The sequence below is a fragment of the Angustibacter peucedani genome (genome assembly GCF_054779595.1).
This window is the reverse complement of the sequence record NZ_BAAGXY010000081.1, coordinates 1-18,266: the sequence shown is the minus strand read 5'-3', so window position 1 is coordinate 18,266 and position 18,266 is coordinate 1. Positions and strand designations below refer to the sequence as shown.

Sequence of the window (18,266 nt, the reverse complement as noted above, 5' to 3'; positions counted from 1 at the left end):
GGGGCGGTGCCGGAGGAGACCGGGACACCGCCCCCGAGCAGCTCGGGGGCGCTGGGTCAGCCCTGCGCCTGCTGGATGTAGGCGACGGCGTCGCGCACGGTCGACAGGTTCTTGACGTCGTCGTCCGGGATGCGCACCGAGAACTTCTCCTCGGCGTTCACGACGATCGTCATCATCGACAGCGAGTCGATGTCGAGGTCGTCGGTGAAGTTCTTGTCCATCTCGACGGAGTCGACGGGCAGACCGGTCTCCTCGTTCACGATCTCGGCGAGGCCGCTGAGGATCTCCTGCTCGCTGTTGGCCATGCGTGGCGCTCCTTGTGGTCGCTGCGGTGTGCAGTCTCTGCTGTGGTTGCTGCTGGCACTGCGTGTCGTGCGGTGGTGCTGCCCGAGGTCCCGTCGGGCCCCGGGGGTCAGGGGAGGGTGACGACCTGCGCCGCGTAGGCCAGGCCGGCGCCGAAGCCGATCAGCAGGGCCAGGCCCCCGTGCGGCGCCTCGCCCTCGCGCAGCATGCGCTCCATGGCCAGCGGGATCGAGGCCGCCGAGGTGTTGCCGGTCTCGGCGATGTCGCGCGCCACCGGGATCTCCGGCGGCAGGCCGAGCGCCTTGATCATCGAGTCGATGATCCGCATGTTGGCCTGGTGCGGGATGAACGCGTCGAGCTGGTCGGCGCTGATGCCGGCCTTCTCGAGCGCCTGCTGGGCGACGGGTGCCATCTGCCACACGGCCCAGCGGAAGACGGTCTGCCCGGCCATCGTGATGTGCGGCCAGTCGGTCTGGTGGTCGCGGACGGTGAGCCAGGACTCGCGCTGGCGGATGACGTCCCACTGCTCGCCGTCCGAGCCCCAGACGGTGGGGCCGATGCCGGGGGTGTCGGACGGGCCGATCACCACGGCACCCGCGCCGTCGCCGAACAGGAAGGCGGTGCCGCGGTCGTCGAGGTCGGTGAAGTCCGACAGCTTCTCGACGCCGACGACGAGCACGTGCTCGGCGCTGCCGCCGCGCACCATGTCGCCGGCCAGCGCGACGCCGTGGCAGAAGCCGGCGCAGGCGGCGGAGATGTCCATGGCCGCGGCGGGGGTGGCGCCGAGGCGGTGGGTGAGCAGCGAGGCCGCTGACGGCGTCTGGAACGGGTGCGTCACCGTGGCGACCAGGACAGCGCCGATGCGCGAGGGGTCGAGGCCGGCGGCGTCCAGCGCCTGGCGGGCCGCGGCCTCGCTCATGTCGACGACGCTCTCGTCCGGTGCCGCCCAGCGACGGGTCACGATCCCCGAGCGCTCGCGGATCCACTGGTCGCTCGAGTCGATCCGGTCGACCAGCTCGGAGTTCGGGACGACGCGCTCGGGGCGGTAGCCGCCGACGCCGAGGATGCGGGCGTGGGGCGCCCCGCTGGGGGGCGAGATCTGCGCACCGGACGTCATGCCGGTACCTCCTGCGGGTGCAGCCGGACGATGGGCTGGCCGGGCGAGACGGGGTCGCCGTCCTCGACCAGCCACTCGACCACGCGCCCGCCGTGCGGGGCGACGACGTCGTGGGTGTCGCGCAGCGTCGCGACGGTGGCGACGGTCTGGCCGTTGCCGACCGTGGCGCCCGCGTCGAGAGCGTCGAAGTGGACCGTGCCCTTGATGGGGGCCACGACCAGGCGCCACGTGGGGTTCTGCGACAGGCCGCTCGACTGGCCGTGGCGCGCCACCATGTCGCGCGCGGCGTCGAGGTCGTCGGGGGTCTTCAGGGCCAGCGTCTCGACGTCCGGGAGCGCCCGCTTGACCAGGCCGGTGAGCGCGCCGGCCGGCGGGATCTCGATGACGCCGGTGACGCCGAGGTCGGCCATGGTCTGCATGCACAGGTCCCAGCGCACGGGGTTGCTGACCTGGCTCACCAACCGGCCCAGCACCTCGCGGCCGTCGTGCACGACGTGGCCGTCGGCGTTCGACAGCAGGCGGGTGCGCGGGTCGTGCGTCGTCATCGCGCGGGCGTACCCCGCGAGGAGGTCGACCGCCGGCCGCATGTGCTCGGTGTGGAAGGCGCCCGCCACCTGCAGCGGGATCAGCCGGGCCTTGGCCGGGCCGTCGTCCTTCAGCGCGGCGAGCTGCTCGAGCGTGCCGGCTGCCACGGTCTGCCCGGCGCCGTTGGCGTTCGCCGCGGTCAGGCCGTGGCGCTCGAGGGAGGCGGCGACGTCGTCCGGGTCGCCGCCCAGCACGGCGGTCATGCCGGTGGGCGTCACGGCGCTCGCGGCGGCCATCGCGCGGCCGCGCTCGCGGACGAAGACCATGGCCTGCTCGGCCGACAGGACGCCGGCACCGGCGGCCGCGGTGATCTCGCCGACGCTGTGGCCGGCACCCGCGGCGACCTGGCGGAACGCCTCGGCCGGGTGCGGGAAGAGCGCGAGCAGCGAGACCAGCCCGCTGGCCACGATGAGCGGCTGGGCCACCGCGGTGTCGCGGATCGTCTCGGCGTCGGACTCGGTGCCGTGCTCGACCAGGTCGATGCCGGCGACGGCCGACAGCCAGCGCAGCCGCTCCTCGTAGCCGGGCACCTCCAGCCAGGGGCGCAGGAAGCCGGGGGTCTGGGAGCCCTGTCCGGGGCAGGCGATGACGAGCACGTCCCTACCCTCGCCGCTCGTCCGGCCCGCAGGGGCTGCCGACGCGGACCAACTCTGGTGGCCAGGTTTGGAGGGTTCCTACAAAACGGCTCGTCACGCGCCGGTCGCCTCCCGGGTGCCGCGCAGCACCTCGACCGGCGGGGCCGCGGCGGCCGCGGCGAAGCGCCGGGGTGCCTCCGAGAGCCTCCCCAGGGCCAGCGCCACCCGGACGACGTGCGCGTCGCGGGGGAGCATCACGTCGTAGCCGCACGTCTCGGCCGCCCGACGCAGCCGGTAGCGCACCGTGTTGGGGTGGACGAAGAGCAGGCGGGCCGATCCCTCGAGCGACCCGCCGGTCTCGAGGTACGTCGTGACGGTGTCGAGCAGGCTGCCGCGGGCCTCGCTCAGCGGCCGGTGCACCCGGTCGACGAGCGCGCGGCGGGCCGGCGTGTCACCGGCCAGCACGCGCTCGGGGAGCAGGTCGTCGGCCAGTACCGGACGCGGCGCCTCGGGCCACGCGCGGGCGGCGACGAGGCCGCCCAGGGCCGCCAGCGCCGAGCGCCCCGCGGCGAACAGGTGCGGCACCGTCGGGCCGACCACCACCGGCCCCGGGGCGAAGCAGGTGTCCAGCGCCTGCGCCGTCCGGACCCCGTCGTCGACCCCGCCCAGCACCGCCACCAGCCGGCCGCCCTGCACGGCAGCCAGCGCGTCGACGTCCACCCTGCGCGCCTGCTGCCGCAGCGCCTCGACCACCTCGGCGGCCGCCCCGCCGGAGGCCTCGCCGGCCACCACGACGACGTCGGTCTGCGCGTCCCAGCCGAGCGCGGCGGCGCGCGACTGCAGGGCGTCGTCGGCCTCGCCGCGCAGCACGGCGTCGACGACCAGCGACTCCAGGCGGGCGTCCCACGCGCCGCGCGACTCGGCGGCCTGCGCGTAGACCTCGGCGGCGGCGAACGCCACCTCGCGGGAGTACCGCAGCACGGCCTCGCGCAGCGCCTGCTCGTCACCGGGCGCGGCGAGTTCCTCGACCTGGTCCTCGACGACGTCGACGACGGTGCGCACGAGGTCCAGCGTCTGGCGCAGGTTCACCGATCGGGTCAGCTCGCGCGGCGCCGTCCCGAACACGTCGGCGGTGATCTCCAGCACGCCGCCGGGGTGGCGGAACCACGCCAGGAAGGCGCCGATGCCGGCCTGCGCCACCAGCCCGACCCACGAGCGGTCCTCCGCCGACAGGGCGCGGTACCAGGGGAGCGTCGCCTCCATCCGGGCCGTCGCCCGGCGGGCGAGGTCCGGCATGCCCTGCTCGATGCGGCGCCGGGTGCGGGCTCCGGCCGCCCGTGCCACGCGGTCCACCACGGGGTCAGCGTAGACCCGACGTTTGTGGACGCAACACAACTGTCACGAGTTGGTGACGGCGGGCGCGACGGCGCCCGGGGCCGGCTGCTCCGGGGCTGCCGACTCGCGCCGGCTGGGTTATCGTCGCTGTGCCGGCGGCTGCGCACCTGCCCAGCGCCGTGCCCGACGCCTGCAGGGAGGTGCCGTGGGACTGCTCGACCGACTCCTGGGGCGTGCGCGCCGGACGGCCGCGTCGTCGTCGCCGCTCGCCCCCCTGACCCAGCGGGGCCGCCGGCGGTTCGTCGGCCCCGAGTCCGACGACATGGAGACCGCTCTGCGCGCCACGCTGCACGACGACCCGAACGACGCCGAGGCCTTCGCCCAGCTGGCCGAGGCGGTGCGCCGCCAAGCCGCCGAGGGCCACGAGGACGCCGAGCGCCGCCCCCGCGCCGCCAACGACGCGGTGTGGGCGCTGGCCGAAGAGCTGGCCCACAGCCCGAAGGCCTGGTACCCGCTGATCGAGCTGGGCCGGCTGTCGGTGCACGAGGACAGCGAGGGCGCCCAGCGCCGGCTGTCGATCGCCGTCGAGCGCGAGCCCACCGGCCGCGCGCTCGCCGAGGGGCTGGCCATGCTGCGGCGCGAGGGCATGCCCGAGGCCGCGCTCTCGCTCGGCGTGGGCCACTGGCGCCCGCGCGAGCACGTGCCCGAGGCGGGCCGCGAGCTGGTGCAGGCGGCGGCCGAGGCCGGCCGCGTCGGCGAGGCGCGCCGTCACCTCGACGCGCTCGCCGAGCACCACGAGGGCGACGTCGTCGACCTGCGCGAGCAGCTCGACCAGCTCGCCGCCCGCCGCAAGCCGTAGAGCGGCCGGCGGCGGCGGGGGCCGAGCGGGGTCCTACGACTCGCCGCCCGCGTTGCCGCTCGTGCCAGCGGTGACGTCCAGCAGCCGGTACTTCGCCGCCGCCTCGCGAGCGGCTCCCGCGTCGACCTCGCCGCGCGCGGCGAGCGCCTGCAGGGCGCGCACCGCCACCGACGGTCCGTCGATGTGGAAGTGCCGCCGCGCCGCGGGCCGGGTGTCGGACAGGCCGAAGCCGTCGGCGCCCAGCGTCGCGTAGTCGGTGGGCACCCACTCGCGGATCTGGTCCGGGACGGCGCGCATGTAGTCGCTCACCGCCACGACCGGTCCCTTGGTGCCGGCCAGCTGCTGGGTGACGAACGGCGTGCGCGCCGGCTCGTCCGGGCTGAGGAACGCGTGCTCGTCGCAGGCCAGGCCGTCACGGCGCAGCTCGTTCCAGGACGTCACGCTCCACACGTCGGCGTCGACGCCGAAGTCCTGCCCGAGCAGCTCCTGGGCCTCCAGCGCCCACGGCACCCCGACGCCCGAGGCGAGCAGCTGCACGCGCGGGCGCCCGCTCTCGGACTGGCCGGGGCGCAGCAGGTACATGCCCTTGAGCAGAGCGTCGACGTCGAGGTCCTCGGGCTCGGCCGGCTGCACGATCGGCTCGTTGTAGACCGTCAGGTAGTAGAAGACGTTCTCGGGGTGCTCGCCGTACATGCGGCGCAGGCCGTCGCGGACGACGTGCCCGATCTCGTAGCCGAACGCCGGGTCGTACGCGACGACCGCGGGGTTGGTCGACGCCAGGATCGGAGAGTGGCCGTCGGCGTGCTGCAGGCCCTCACCGGTGAGGGTCGTGCGCCCCGCGGTGGCACCGACGAGGAAGCCGCGCGCCATCTGGTCGGCGGCGGCCCAGATGCCGTCGCCGGTGCGCTGGAACCCGAACATCGAGTAGAAGACGTACACCGGGATCATCGGCTCGCCGTGGGTCGAGTACGACGTGCCGGCGGCGGTGAACGCCGCGACCGAGCCGCCCTCGTTGATCCCCACGTGCAGGATCTGGCCGGACGTCGACTCCTTGTACGCGAGCATCAGCTCGGCGTCCACGGAGACGTAGTTCTGCCCGTGCGGGTTGTAGATCTTGGCGGTCGGGAAGAACGAGTCCATGCCGAACGTGCGCGCCTCGTCGGGGATGATCGGCACGATCCGGTGCCCGATCTCCTTGTCGCGCATGAGGTCCTTGAGCAGCCGGACGAACGCCATCGTCGTCGCGATCTGCTGCTTGCCCGAGCCGCGGCGCACGACGTCGTACGTCGGCTCGGCCGGCAGCTGCAGCTGGCGGCCGTGGCTGCGCCGGGCGGGCATCGAGCCGCCGAGCTTGGCCCGCCGCTCGAGCAGGTACTTGATCGCCTCGTCCTCGGCACCCGGGTGGTAGTACGGCGGGCGGTAGGGGTCGGCCTCGAGCTGGGCGTCCGTGATCGGGATGCGCAGGCTGTCGCGCAGCAGCTTGAGGTCGTCCAGCGTCAGCTTCTTCATCTGGTGGGTGGCGTTGCGGCCGGCGAAGTGCGGGCCGAGGCCGTACCCCTTGATGGTCTGCGCCAGGACGACGGTGGGCTGGCCGGTGTGGTTCACCGCCGCGTCGTAGGCGGCGTACATCTTGCGGTAGTCGTGGCCACCGCGCTTGAGCTTCCAGATGTCGTCGTCCGAGAGGTTCTCGACCATCTTGCGGGTGCGCGGGTCGCGGCCGAAGAAGTGCTCGCGGATGTAGGCGCCGTCGTTGGCGCGGTAGGTCTGGTAGTCGCCGTCCGTCGTGGTGTTCATCAGGTGCACCAGAGCGCCGTCGCGGTCGGCGGCCAGCAGCGGGTCCCACTCGCGGCCCCACGTCACCTTGACGACGTTCCAGCCCGCGCCGCGGAACGACGCCTCGAGCTCCTGGATGATCTTGCCGTTGCCGCGCACCGGGCCGTCGAGGCGCTGCAGGTTGCAGTTGACGACGAAGGTCAGGTTGTCGAGCTCCTCGAACGCCGCGACGTGCAGCAGGCCGCGGCTCTCGGGCTCGTCCATCTCGCCGTCGCCGAGGAAGGCCCAGACGCGCTGCTGGCTGGTGTCCTTGATGCCGCGCGCGTGCAGGTACTTGTTGAACTGCGCCTGGTAGATGGCGTTCATCGGGCCCAGGCCCATCGACACCGTGGGGAACTGCCAGAAGTCCGGCATCAGGCGCGGGTGCGGGTACGACGGCATGCCGCCGCCGGGGTGGCTGAGCTCCTGGCGGAAGCCGTCGAGCTGGTCCTCGCTCAACCGGCCCTCGAGGTAGGCGCGGGCGTAGATGCCGGGGGAGGCGTGGCCCTGCACGTAGACCTGGTCGCCGCCGCCCTCGTGGTCGGGGCCGCGGAAGAAGTGGTTGAAGCCGACCTCGTACAGCGTGGCGCTGGAGGCGTAGCTGCTGATGTGGCCGCCGACGCCGATGCCCGGCCGCTGGGCGCGGTGCACGACCACCGCGGCGTTCCAGCGCAGCCACGCGCGGTAGCGGCGCTCGACGTCCTCGTCGCCCGGGAACCACGGCTCCTGCTCGGGGCTGATCGTGTTGATGTAGTCGGTGGCCGTCAGGCTGGGGACGCCGACGTGCATCTCCCGCGCGCGCTCGAGCAGCTTGAGCATGAGGTACCGGGTGCGGGTGCGGCCCTTGTCGGCCAGCACGCCGTCGAGGGACTCGAGCCACTCCTGGGTCTCGTCCGGGTCGATGTCCGGCAGCTGGCTCGGGATCCCGTTGAGGATGGGGCCGGCGTCCTCTCGACTGCTCACGGTGGTCCTCTCTCGCGTCGGTAGGCCTCCCCATCCTGCCCCTCGCCGTTGCGGACGTCACATCTACCCGCGGGTAGTCCCGAGGGGCGGGGCGGTGGCGCGCCTAGGGTCGGGGCATGGACACCACCGAGCTGGCCGTCCGCACCGGCGCGCGCGAGCAGGTCGTCGACCTCACCGCGCGGTGCGAGCAGTTCCTCGCGGACGTCGGCGCGGACGACGGCCTGCTGCACGTGTTCGTGCCGCACGCGACCGCGGGCGTCGCGGTGCTCGAGACCGGCGCGGGCAGCGACGAGGACCTGCTGCGCGCGCTGCGGTCGCTGCTGCCGCCGTCCGGGCCGGGTGGCGCCGGCGGGTGGCGGCACCAGCACGGGTCGGCGGGTCACGGTCGCGACCACGTCCTGCCGGGGCTCGTGCCGCCGTACGCCTCGGTGCCGGTGCTGGGCGGCCAGATGGCGCTCGGCACCTGGCAGAGCGTCGTCCTGGTCGACACCAACGTCGACAACACCGACCGCACCGTCCGCCTGTCCTACCTGCGCGCCTGACCCACCGCCTCCCGCCCCGCCCGTTGCGTCCGACGATCTGGTCGCCATGGCGACCGATCTTTCGGACGCAACGGGGTGGGGGTCAGGTGAGGCCGAGGCGCTCGCCGCCGGCGTAGACGGTCGCGCGTGGGGGTCGAAGGAACCCCGCGAGGGTGAGCCCCGACTCCAGCGCGAGCTCCACGGCCAGGCTCGACGCCGCCGAGACCGCTGCGAGACAAGGGATCCCCGCCATGAGCGCCTTCTGCGTCAGCTCGAACGACGCGCGGCTGCTCACCACCAGCACGTGCCCGGCCAACGGCAGCAGCCCCTCGCGCGCCGCCCAGCCCACGAGCTTGTCGACCGCGTTGTGCCGTCCGACGTCCTCGCGCGCGGCGAGCAGGGCGCCGTCCGCGGTGAAGAGCCCAGCGGCGTGCAGCCCGCCGGTGCGGTCGAAGGCCTTCTGCTCGGCGCGCAGAGCGTCCGGCATGGCCATGAGCACCGCGGGGTCGAGCCGCAGCGGGTCGGCCCGCACGTCGTACGGCGACCGCAGCCGGACGGCGTCGATGCTGGTCTTGCCGCACACCCCGCAGGACGACGTCGCGGCGAACGTGCGGTCCATCGACACGTCGGGCAGCACCACGCCGGCGCGCAGCGTCACGTCGACCACGTTGAACGTCGGCCGGCCGTCGTCGTCCTCGTCCTGGCAGTGCATCAGGTGGCTGACGTCGTCCGCCGACGAGACCAGCCCCTCGGTGACCAGGAAGCCCAGCGCCAGGTCGAAGTCGTCGCCCGGCGTGCGCATCGTCACCGTCAGCGGCCGCCCGTCGACACGCACCTGCAACGGTTCCTCGACCACGAGCGTGTCGGCGCGGTCGACGCGGTGCAGACCGCCGTCGTCCAGCGTGATCCGCTGCGCGGGCGTGCGCGTCGTGACCCGTCCCATGGCGCCAGCGTCGCACGCGCGACGGCCGCGGTCCTGCGGTCGCCAGGTGAGAGGTGCTTGCGCGATCACGCGCGCTCTAGTGGACTACTCGCACGCACGGGGCGCTCGCTCCGTCCGGAGCGCGTGAGAGGGAGTGGGACGGGTGAGTGCCAGCGCGGACGACGCTGACCGGGGGTTCGTCGGACGTCTCGGCCTGCAGACCGGCCAGGTCGTGCAGGAGCTCGGCTGGCACGACGAGGTCGACGACGACGTGCGCGTCGCGATCGAGGACGCCGTCGACGGAGACCTGCTGGACGAGGACGCCGACGACGTGGCCGACGTGGTGCTGCTGTGGTGGCGCGACGACGACGGCGACCTGGTCGACGCGCTCGTCGACTCCCTGACCAACCTCGCCGAGCGCGGGGCGGTCGTCCTGCTCACCCCCAAGACGGGACGCGACGGGCACGTGCCGCCCAGCGACGTCGTCGAGGCCGCGCTCGCCGCGGGCCTGCACGGCACCACCACCTTCAGCGCCGGACGCGACTGGAGCGCCACGCGCCTGGTCGCCCCCAAGAACGGACGTCGATGAGCGAGACCGCACCGGCCGAGGTCGTCCTGACCGTCGGCGAGCCCGCCCCTGACCTGACGCTGCGCGACCAGCACGGCGAGGAGGTCACGCTGTCGTCGTTCCGCGGCGAGCGCGCCGTGCTGCTGGTCTTCTACCCGTTCGCGTGGTCGGGCACCTGCACCGGCGAGCTCGACGAGATCAGCCAGCACCTCGAGGACTTCCAGAACGACCGCGTCCAGGTCATGGCGGTGTCCTGCGACACGATGCAGACGCTGCGCGCGTGGGCCGACGCCCAGGGCTACGACTTCCCGCTGCTGTCGGACTTCTGGCCGCACGGCGCGGCGGCCAACGCCTACGGCGTCTTCTTCGCCGAGGCCGGGTGCGCCACCCGCGGCACGTTCCTCGTCGACGACGCGGGCGTGCTGCGCTGGAGCGTCGTGCACGGGATGGGCGAGGCGCGCGACCCGCACGCGTACCGTGAGGCGATCGCGGCGCTCTGACCGAGCCCGCGCCGCCGCACCAGGGCCTGTAGCTCAGCTGGTAGAGCACCGCGTTTACACCGCGGGTGTCGTCGGTTCGAACCCGGCCGGGCCCACCCAGACGCCGGCGGGCAGCGTAGGTTGTCGTGCCGTGACGGACTCCTCCGCCCCGACGCCCGACGCCGCCGCGACGACCGCACCTCCGGTGCTGCAGCAGGTGGTCGCGGCCCTCGACGGCCTCTACCCGCCCGCCAGCGCGCAGAGCTGGGACGCCGTCGGGCTGGTCTGCGGCGAGCCCGACCGCGAGGTCACCAAGGTGCTGCTGGCCGTCGACCCGACCGCTGCGGTGGTCGAGGAGGCCGTGGAGTGGGGCGCCGACCTGCTGGTGGCCCACCACCCGCTGCTGCTGCGGCCGGTCTCGTCGGTGGCGACGACGTCTTTCAAGGGGCGCGTTCTCAGCCGGCTGGTCAAGCGCGACTGCGCCCTCTACGTGGCCCACACCAACGCCGACATCGCGGTGCCCGGCGTCAGCGACGCCCTCGCCCGCGTCCTGGGCCTGCACGACCTCGAGCCGCTCGTGCCGGTCGCGGTCGCCGACCTCGACAAGGTCGTGGTCTTCGTCCCGACCGAGCAGGCCGACGCGCTCGTCGACGCGCTGTCGGCCGCCGGGGCGGGCGAGGTCGGCGCCTACTCGCGCTGCGCCTGGGCGTCGACCGGCACCGGCACGTTCGTGCCGGGCCAGGGGTCCACGCCGGCGGTGGGCGCGGTCGGCGACGTCGAGCGGGTGGACGAGACGCGGGTCGAGATGGTGCTGCCGCGGCCGCGGCGCGGTTCCGTCGTCCGGGCGCTGCGCGCTGCGCACCCGTACGAGGAGCCGGCGTTCGACGTCCTCGAGCTCGCCGACGAGGGGCACGGCACCGGCTTCGGCCGGGTCGGCACGCTGGCCGAGCCGATGACGCTCGACCAGTTCGCCCGGCTGGTCGCCACGGCGCTGCCCTTCACGGTGCAGGGCGTGCGCGCGGCGGGGGACAAGGACGCGCTGGTGCGCCGGATCGCCGTGGCCGGCGGGGCGGGTGACGACCAGTTCGACGCGGTGCGCGCGAGCGGCGCCGACGTCTACCTGACGGCTGACCTGCGCCACCACCCGGCGTCCGAGGCGCGCGAGCAGGCGGGCGACGGCACGCCGTACCTCGTCGACGTGTCGCACTGGGCCAGCGAGTGGCCGTGGCTGGCCGGCTGCGAGAGCCGTCTGGTCGCGGCGCTCGGCGAGGCGGGCAGTACGGTGGAGACCCGCGTGAGCACCACCCGCACCGACCCCTGGACGATGCACGTCCCCAGCCGAGGGAGCACATCCTGATCGCGCCGACGACCGACCAGTGGCGGCTGCTCGACGTCCAGGGGGTCGACACCCGGCTGGACCAGATCGCCCACCGCGAGCGCACCCTGCCCGAGCACGCCGAGCTGGCCGAGCTCGAGGTTCGCACCCGCGCGCTGTCCGACGAGCTGGTGGGCGCCGAGACCCAGGCCGGCGACACCCAGCGCGAGGTGACCAAGGCCGAGGCGGACGTCGAGCAGGTGCGTCAGCGCGCGGCCCGCGACCAGGCCCGCCTCGAGGCCGGCCAGGGTGGCCACAAGGAGCTCGAGTCGCTGCAGCACGAGCTGGTGACGCTGCAGCGCCGGCAGAGCGACCTCGAGGACGTCGAGCTCGAGGTGATGGAGCGCCTCGAGGCCCTCACCGCCGACGTCGAGCGGCTGACCGCCGAGCGCGACGCCCTGGCCGAGCAGGTCGGTGCCGTCACCACGCGCCGCGACCGCGCCCTCGAGGCCCTCGCCGACGAGCGGCTGAAGCTGCAGCGCGACCGCGTCGGCATGGTGGCCGGGCTCGACGCCCCGTTGCTCGCGCTCTACGAGAAGATCCGCGAGAGCAGCGGCACCGGCGCCGCCATGCTGCGCGCCCGCCGCTGCGAGGGCTGCCACATGGAGCTCAACCCGCAGGACCTGCAGCGCATCCGGGCTGCCGCCGACGACGAGGTCGTGCGCTGCGAGGACTGCCGCCGGATCCTGGTGCGCACCGGCGAGTCCGGTCTGTGAGCTCCCGCTTCGTCGTCGAGGCGGACGGCGGGTCGCGCGGCAACCCCGGGCCCGCCGGCTACGGGGCCCTGGTGCGCGACGCCGCGACCGGCCAGGTGCTGGCCGAGCGGGCCGAGTCGATCGGCGTCGCGAGCAACAACGTGGCCGAGTACGGCGGCCTGGTCGCCGGGCTGCGCGCCGCGGTCGAGCTCGACCCGTCCTGCACCGTCGAGGTGCGCATGGACTCCAAGCTCGTCGTCGAGCAGATGTCGGGCCGCTGGAAGATCAAGCACGAGGACATGCGCCGGCTCGCCCTCGAGGCGCGCGAGGTGATCGACCCGTCGCGCGTGCGCTACACGTGGGTGCCGCGCGAGAAGAACAAGGCCGCCGACCGGCTGGCCAACGAGGCCATGGACGACGCGGCGAAGGGCCGGCCGTGGCGGGGCAGCGCGCTGACCTCGGCCGAGGACCTCGTCGTCCCGCTGGACGACCGCGCCGACGAGGAGCCCGAGCGCACGGCGCCCCCGGCCGCCGTCCGCACGCGCCCGGACGTCGGCCTGGCCACGACGTTCGTGCTGCTGCGCCACGGCGTCACCGAGCACACCGTCGAGCGGCGGTACAGCGGCTCGGCCGACCCCGACGGCGGGCCCGAGCTCACGGCGCTCGGCCTCGAGCAGGCTGCGGCCGCCGCGCGGGCCGCTGCGACCCTCGAGCCGTTCGACGCGGTGATCGCCTCGCCGCTGCGCCGCTGCCAGCAGACCGCCGAGGTCGTCGCCTCGGCCCTCGGCCTGCCGGTGCGCACCGACGCCGCCTGGACCGAGTGCGACTTCGGCGAGTGGGAGGGCCTGACCGGTCCGGAGGTCGCCGAGCGGTGGCCGGCCGAGCACGCGGCCTGGCTGTCGTCGTCCGCCGTGGTGCCGCCGGGCGGTGAGAGCTTCGACGAGCTGGACGCCCGCGTGCTGCGCGCCCGCGACCGGGCCATGGCCCGCCACCCCCGCGGCCGGGTGCTGGTGGTGACCCACGCCGGGCCGACCAAGACCTTGGCCTGGTCGGCGATGGGCGCCGACCCCCGCGTGGTCTGGCGGATGGAGTCCTCGCCGGCCTCGTTCACGACCACCCGCTGGTGGTCGGACGGCGGCGCTGCCCTCGTCTCGTTCAACGAGACCGGTCACCTGGCCGCCGCGGGTCTCGCCCTACGCTGAGGCCATGAGCGAGGTGAGCAGCCCCCGGCTGCGGTACCGGCTGCTGACCGGGCCCGACGACCGCACCTTCTGCGAGCGGATCAGCGCCGCGCTCGACGAGGGCTACGAGCTGCACGGCGGTCCCGCGATCACCGCGGTAGACGGCCGCGTCGTCGTCGCCCAGGCCGTGGTCCTGCCGGGCCCGGACGCGTGAGCGACCCGACCGGCTGGCGTCCCGACACCCTCGCGGTGCGCGGCGGGCTCGACCGCACCGGCTTCGACGAGACCGCCGAGGCGCTGTTCCTCACCTCGGGGTTCGTCTACAACACCGCCGCTGACGCCGAGGCGGCTTTCGCCGGCGAGGTAGACCGGTTCGTCTACTCCCGCTACGGCAACCCCACGGTCCGCGGCTTCGAGGAGCGGCTGCGCCTGCTCGAGGGGGCCGAGGCCTGCTTCGCGACGGCGAGCGGCATGGCCGCGGTGTGGGTCGCGCTCGCCGCGCTCGTGAAGGCCGGCGACCGTGTCGTCGCGGCGCGCAGCCTGTTCGGCTCGTGCTTCGTGATCCTGGACGAGATCCTGCCCCGCTTCGGCGTCCAGACGCAGTTCGTCGACGGCGCCGACCTCGAGCAGTGGCGCGAGGCCCTCAGCACCCCGGCCACGGCCGTGTTCTTCGAGTCGCCGTCCAACCCGATGCAGGAGCTCGTCGACGTGCGGGCGGTCTGCGACCTGGCCCACGCCGCCGGAGCGCAGGTCGTCGTCGACAACGTCTTCGCGACACCTGTGCTGGCCCGGCCGTTCGACCTCGGTGCCGACGTCGTCGTGTACTCGGCCACCAAGCACATCGACGGCCAGGGGCGCACCCTCGGCGGCGCGGTGCTGGGGTCGAAGGAGTTCGTCGACGGACCGGTGCAGACGCTGATGCGGCACACCGGCCCCTCGCTCAGCCCGTTCAACGCCTGGGTGCTCACCAAGGGCCTCGAGACGCTGGCGATGCGGGTCGAGCGGCAGACCGCGTCGGCGCTCGAGCTGGCCGGCTGGCTCGAGCAGCACGACCGCGTGCGCTGGGTGCGCTACCCGTTCCTCGCCTCCCACCCGCAGCACGAGCTGGCCCGCGGGCAGATGAGCGGCGGCGGCACGGTCGTCACGCTCGGGCTCGACGGCGGCAAGGACGAGGCGTTCGCCCTGCTCGACGGGCTGCGCTGCATCGACATCAGCAACAACCTCGGTGACGCCAAGTCGATGGTCACCCACCCCGCCACCACCACCCACCGCCGGCTCGGGCCCGAGGGCCGCGCCGCCGTGGGCATCACCGACGGCGTCGTGCGCCTGTCGGTCGGGCTCGAGGACGTGCGCGACCTGCGCGACGACCTCGGGCAGGCGCTCGCCGCGCTGCCCTGACCTCTCAGGTCGACCCCACCTGCGCCGATAGGCGGGTGGGACGACCCGAGCGACAGGAGCAGCAGCGGTGGACGACGCGGACGAGATCGTCCAGGAGTTCTTGGTGGAGAGCCACGAGAACCTGGACCAGCTCGACCGGGACTTCGTGCAGCTCGAGCGCGAGCCGGGCTCGCGCGACCTGCTGGCCAGCGTGTTCCGCACGATCCACACGATCAAGGGCACCAGCGGCTTCCTGGCGTTCTCCCGGCTCGAGGCGCTGACGCATGTCGGCGAGAACCTGCTCGCGCGCCTGCGCGACGGCAAGGTCGAGATGACCCCGCCGATCGCCGACGGGCTGCTGGCCATGGTCGACGCCGTGCGCGAGCTGCTCGCCGCCATCGAGGTCGACGGCACCGAGGGGTCGGTGGACGTCGCGCCGGTCGTGGCTCTGATCCAGGCGCTGCTGGACGGCGAGCCCGCCCCCGCGCCGGTGCCGCCCGCGCCGCAGCCCGCGCCGGTCGAGGTCGCCGTCGTCCCCGAGCCCGAGCCCGTCGCGGTCGTCGAGCCCGAGCCGGCACCCGAGGCGAGCCCCGAGCCCCGCCGTCACGTCGCCGAGCAGTCGGTCCGGGTCGACGTCGACCTGCTCGACACGCTGATGCGCCAGGTGGGCGAGCTGGTGCTGTGCCGCAACCAGATCGTGCGCCAGGCCGGGCTGCAGGACGACCTCGACCTCGTGCGCGCCTCGCAGCGGCTCTCGCTCATCGCGAGCGAGCTGCAGGAGGGCGTGATGAAGACCCGCATGCAGCCGGTCGACCACCTGTGGTCGAAGCTGCCGCGCGTCGTCCGCGACCTCGGCGCGCAGTGCGGCAAGCAGGTGCGGCTGGAGATGGTCGGTCGGGAGACCGAGCTCGACCGCACGCTGCTCGAGGCGGTCAAGGACCCGCTGACCCATCTGGTGCGCAACGCCGTCGACCACGGGCTCGAGGACCCCGCCGCCCGCGCCGCCGCGGGCAAGCCCGCCGAGGGCCTGCTGCTGCTGCGCGCGTTCCACCAGGGCGGCCAGGTCGTCGTGGAGGTCACCGACGACGGCGCGGGCATCGACCCGGGTCGCATCCGCGCCAAAGCCCTCGAGAAGGGCCTGCGCACCCCGGCCCAGCTGGCCCAGCTCACCGGCCCCGAGGTGCTCCAGCTCGTCTTCGCGCCCGGCTTCTCCACGGCGGCGGCCGTCACCAACGTCTCCGGCCGCGGGGTCGGCATGGACGTCGTCAAGACCAACATCGAGGCCATCGGCGGCACCATCGAGATCGAGTCGACCCCCGGGAGAGGCACCACCTGCCGGCTGCGCATCCCGCTGACCCTCGCCATCGTCTCCTCGCTCACCGTCGAGTGCGGGGGCGAGCGCTACGCCGTCCCGCAGGTCAACCTGGCCGAGCTGGTGGCGCTGGACGCCGACCAGGTCGCCGCCCAGCTCGAGCTCGTCGGCAGCGCGGAGGTGTACCGGCTGCGGGGCATGCTGCTGCCCGTCGTCCGGCTGGCGACCGTGCTCGGCGTGGAGCCGGGGCGCGAGGACGGCGGCCTGGTGCTCGCGGTGCTGCAGGCCGACGGACGACGGTTCGGCCTGCTCGTCGACCGCGTCCTGAACTCCGAGGAGATCGTCGTCAAGGCGCTCTCGTCGCGGCTGAAGTCGGTGGGCGTCTACTCCGGCGCCACGATCCTCGGCGACGGCACCGTCGCCCTGATCCTCGACGTGCAGGCGCTGGCCAAGCGCACCATGCGCCAGGACTCGATGGACCGCGACCAGCAGCAGGCCCTCGCCGTCGAGACCGCGCCGGACGACGCGGGCCGGGTGCTGCTCGCCGGCGTCGGCGACGGCCGCGAGGTGGCGATCCCGCTCTCGGCCGTCACCCGGCTCGAGCAGGTGCGCCCCGAGCGCGTCGAGCGGGTCGGACGTCGCGAGGTGGTCCAGTACCGCGGCGGCATCCTGCCGCTCGTGCGGCTCGACCAGCACCTGCGCGCCACCAGCCGTCGCGGCGACAAGGACCTGCTGGTGGTCGTCTACACCAGCGGGGGCCGCAGCGTCGCCCTCGTGGTCGACGAGGTCGTGGACGTCGTCGACGCCGTCGACGTGCGCAGCGACGTGGACGACGACGGCCTGGTCGGTTCGGCGGTCGTGCGCGAGCGCGTGATCGAGCTGCTCGACGTCCGCGCCGCGGTGCTCGCGGCCGACCCGCACTTCTACGCAGCGCCCGACGGCTCGTCCGTCGCGCCGACGACGGGGGTGCCGGCGTGATCAGCCAGCTCGCGACGTTCACCCTCGACGGCCGCACCTACGGCATCGACGTCGACCAGGTGCAGGAGGTGCTGCGCCCGCAGCCGCGCACCCGGGTGCCGCTCGCGCCGCCGCACGTCGCCGGCCTGATGAACCTGCGCGGGCAGGTGCTCGCCGCCATCGACCTGCGGGTGCCGCTCGGCCTGCCCGAGCGCACCGGTGACGAGCCGATGGTGGTCGTCGTCCGGGTGGGCGGGGAGCCCGTGAGCCTGCTCGTCGACACCATCGGCGACGTCGTCGAGGTCGACGAGCGCGACTTCGAGCCGCCGCCCGACACGCTCACGGACGCGACGCGCGACCTGATCCTTGGCGCCTACAAGCTGCCCGACCGCCTGCTGCTCGCCCTGGACGCCGACCGCGCCGTCGCCGTCTGAGACCCCGAACCCGAACCCTCGCACCACCAAGCACCGGAGAGACCCATCATGCGTACGACGTTCACCTGGACCGTGGGCCGCAAGCTCACCGCCCTCGCCGGCCTCGGCCTGGTCATCAGCGCCTCGGTCGGCGCGGTCGCCGTCCAGGGCCTGGCGACGGTGCACCAGCGCACCGACGAGCTCGTGCAGCTCGAGGAGGCGCGGGCGCTCTCGCACCGGCTCGACACCCGCGCGAGCGAGCTGAAGGTGGACGCCTACAAGGCCGTCACGTACGCCGACCCGAAGCCGTTGCTCGGCGACCTCGACGACGACGTGGCCACGCCACGCGAGCTGCTCGCCGCGCTCGACGCCCTGCACCTGCAGGGCGAGGCCGGGGCCCAGGTGTCCAGCGTGCAGACCGGCTACGAGACCTACATCAGCGACATCAGCGCGTTCGTGAAGGCGGCGGTGGCCGACCAGCGGGCGATGCTGCCGCGGGTCGACGAGATCCAGGCGGCCAACGACAAGACCGACGCCTCCCTCGGCGGTGCCGTCGACCTGTTCACGAAGCTGACCGCCGAGAAGCAGCAGCAGGTGGGCGACACCCAGCGGCGCGTGCGCACGACCGCGTTCGTCGCGCTGCTCGTCGGCCTGGTCGCCCTCGCGGCCGGCGCGGTGCTCATCGCGCGCAGCATCACCCGGCCGCTGCACCGTTTCGTCTCGGTGCTGCAGACCTTCGCCGGTGGCGACCTGACGCACCGCGTCGACGTCCGCTCGGCCGGCGAGTTCGGCCAGCTCGAGCAGGCGCTCAACGAGTCCGCCGAGTCGATCTCGTCGATGCTCACGGCCGTGGCGCAGTCGGCGTCGGCGGTGGCGTCGAGCTCGGAGGAGCTGTCGGTGTCGGGTGAGGCGGTGGC

Annotated in this window: 18 protein-coding genes and 1 tRNA gene; 13 read left to right on the top strand and 6 right to left on the bottom strand. The window is 74.0% G+C overall.

Annotation, left to right across the window (positions count from 1 at the left end; translation table 11 throughout):
• Positions 1 to 56: 56 nt before the first annotated feature.
• The 4 genes from ACYVJ4_RS14440 to ACYVJ4_RS14425 form a co-directional block, all read right to left on the bottom strand.
• On the bottom strand, positions 57 to 305 hold the full coding sequence (locus ACYVJ4_RS14440; RefSeq protein WP_460460833.1) for an acyl carrier protein: 249 nt from the start codon (positions 303 to 305) through the stop codon (positions 57 to 59).
• A gap of 107 nt (positions 306 to 412) precedes the next feature.
• A complete protein-coding gene (locus ACYVJ4_RS14435) occupies positions 413 to 1,420 on the bottom strand; it encodes a beta-ketoacyl-ACP synthase III (RefSeq protein WP_460460832.1) in 1,008 nt (335 codons plus the stop codon).
• Complete coding sequence (locus ACYVJ4_RS14430) at positions 1,417 to 2,601, bottom strand: acyltransferase domain-containing protein (RefSeq protein ID WP_460460831.1); 1,185 nt, start codon at positions 2,599 to 2,601, stop codon at positions 1,417 to 1,419. Before ACYVJ4_RS14430 ends, ACYVJ4_RS14435 begins: the two co-directional genes overlap by 4 nt.
• Before the next feature lie 93 nt (positions 2,602 to 2,694).
• The gene (locus ACYVJ4_RS14425; protein ID WP_460460862.1) at positions 2,695 to 3,876 is read right to left on the bottom strand and encodes a PucR family transcriptional regulator; all 1,182 of its coding nucleotides are present in this window, start codon (positions 3,874 to 3,876) and stop codon (positions 2,695 to 2,697) included.
• Between the two features lie 244 nt (positions 3,877 to 4,120).
• Between ACYVJ4_RS14425 and ACYVJ4_RS14420 the strand changes: the two genes are divergently transcribed.
• The gene (locus tag ACYVJ4_RS14420) at positions 4,121 to 4,774 is read left to right on the top strand and encodes a hypothetical protein (protein ID WP_460460830.1); all 654 of its coding nucleotides are present in this window, start codon (positions 4,121 to 4,123) and stop codon (positions 4,772 to 4,774) included.
• A gap of 33 nt (positions 4,775 to 4,807) precedes the next feature.
• Here ACYVJ4_RS14420 and aceE read toward each other — a convergent pair whose 3' ends face one another.
• Entirely contained in the window at positions 4,808 to 7,549 is a 2,742-nt protein-coding gene (gene aceE, locus ACYVJ4_RS14415) for a pyruvate dehydrogenase (acetyl-transferring), homodimeric type (RefSeq protein ID WP_460460829.1), read from the bottom strand.
• Positions 7,550 to 7,665: 116 nt separating this feature from the next.
• Between aceE and ACYVJ4_RS14410 the strand changes: the two genes are divergently transcribed.
• Entirely contained in the window at positions 7,666 to 8,091 is a 426-nt protein-coding gene (locus ACYVJ4_RS14410; protein ID WP_460460828.1) for a YjbQ family protein, read from the top strand.
• Between the two features lie 82 nt (positions 8,092 to 8,173).
• Here ACYVJ4_RS14410 and fdhD read toward each other — a convergent pair whose 3' ends face one another.
• Complete coding sequence (fdhD, locus tag ACYVJ4_RS14405) at positions 8,174 to 9,013, bottom strand: formate dehydrogenase accessory sulfurtransferase FdhD (protein WP_460460827.1); 840 nt, start codon at positions 9,011 to 9,013, stop codon at positions 8,174 to 8,176.
• Between the two features lie 142 nt (positions 9,014 to 9,155).
• Between fdhD and ACYVJ4_RS14400 the strand changes: the two genes are divergently transcribed.
• From ACYVJ4_RS14400 to ACYVJ4_RS14350, 11 genes are all read left to right on the top strand, one after another.
• Complete coding sequence (locus ACYVJ4_RS14400; RefSeq protein ID WP_460460826.1) at positions 9,156 to 9,581, top strand: DUF3052 domain-containing protein; 426 nt, start codon at positions 9,156 to 9,158, stop codon at positions 9,579 to 9,581.
• Positions 9,578 to 10,060 (top strand): peroxiredoxin, encoded by a 483-nt coding sequence (locus tag ACYVJ4_RS14395; protein WP_460460825.1) that lies wholly within the window; start codon positions 9,578 to 9,580, stop codon positions 10,058 to 10,060. The genes ACYVJ4_RS14400 and ACYVJ4_RS14395 overlap by 4 nt, the downstream gene beginning before the upstream one ends.
• A 22-nt stretch (positions 10,061 to 10,082) precedes the next feature.
• Positions 10,083 to 10,155: transfer RNA gene (locus tag ACYVJ4_RS14390), tRNA-Val, on the top strand.
• A gap of 35 nt (positions 10,156 to 10,190) precedes the next feature.
• Entirely contained in the window at positions 10,191 to 11,396 is a 1,206-nt protein-coding gene (locus ACYVJ4_RS14385; protein ID WP_460460824.1) for a Nif3-like dinuclear metal center hexameric protein, read from the top strand.
• On the top strand, positions 11,357 to 12,130 hold the full coding sequence (locus ACYVJ4_RS14380; protein ID WP_460460861.1) for a zinc ribbon domain-containing protein: 774 nt from the start codon (positions 11,357 to 11,359) through the stop codon (positions 12,128 to 12,130). Before ACYVJ4_RS14385 ends, ACYVJ4_RS14380 begins: the two co-directional genes overlap by 40 nt.
• On the top strand, positions 12,127 to 13,311 hold the full coding sequence (locus ACYVJ4_RS14375) for a bifunctional RNase H/acid phosphatase (RefSeq protein ID WP_460460823.1): 1,185 nt from the start codon (positions 12,127 to 12,129) through the stop codon (positions 13,309 to 13,311). Before ACYVJ4_RS14380 ends, ACYVJ4_RS14375 begins: the two co-directional genes overlap by 4 nt.
• A gap of 4 nt (positions 13,312 to 13,315) precedes the next feature.
• Complete coding sequence (locus tag ACYVJ4_RS14370; protein WP_460460822.1) at positions 13,316 to 13,504, top strand: DUF1737 domain-containing protein; 189 nt, start codon at positions 13,316 to 13,318, stop codon at positions 13,502 to 13,504.
• Positions 13,501 to 14,688, top strand: a complete 1,188-nt coding sequence (locus tag ACYVJ4_RS14365; RefSeq protein WP_460460821.1) for an O-succinylhomoserine sulfhydrylase — start codon at positions 13,501 to 13,503, stop codon at positions 14,686 to 14,688. Before ACYVJ4_RS14370 ends, ACYVJ4_RS14365 begins: the two co-directional genes overlap by 4 nt.
• A 67-nt stretch (positions 14,689 to 14,755) precedes the next feature.
• Positions 14,756 to 16,957, top strand: a complete 2,202-nt coding sequence (locus ACYVJ4_RS14360) for a chemotaxis protein CheA (protein WP_460460820.1) — start codon at positions 14,756 to 14,758, stop codon at positions 16,955 to 16,957.
• A complete protein-coding gene (locus tag ACYVJ4_RS14355) occupies positions 16,957 to 17,370 on the top strand; it encodes a chemotaxis protein CheW (RefSeq protein WP_460460860.1) in 414 nt (137 codons plus the stop codon). The genes ACYVJ4_RS14360 and ACYVJ4_RS14355 overlap by 1 nt, the downstream gene beginning before the upstream one ends.
• Positions 17,371 to 17,418: 48 nt before the next feature.
• Positions 17,419 to 18,266: HAMP domain-containing protein (locus tag ACYVJ4_RS14350; RefSeq protein WP_460460819.1), on the top strand; the 848-nt coding region annotated here is incomplete at its 3' end.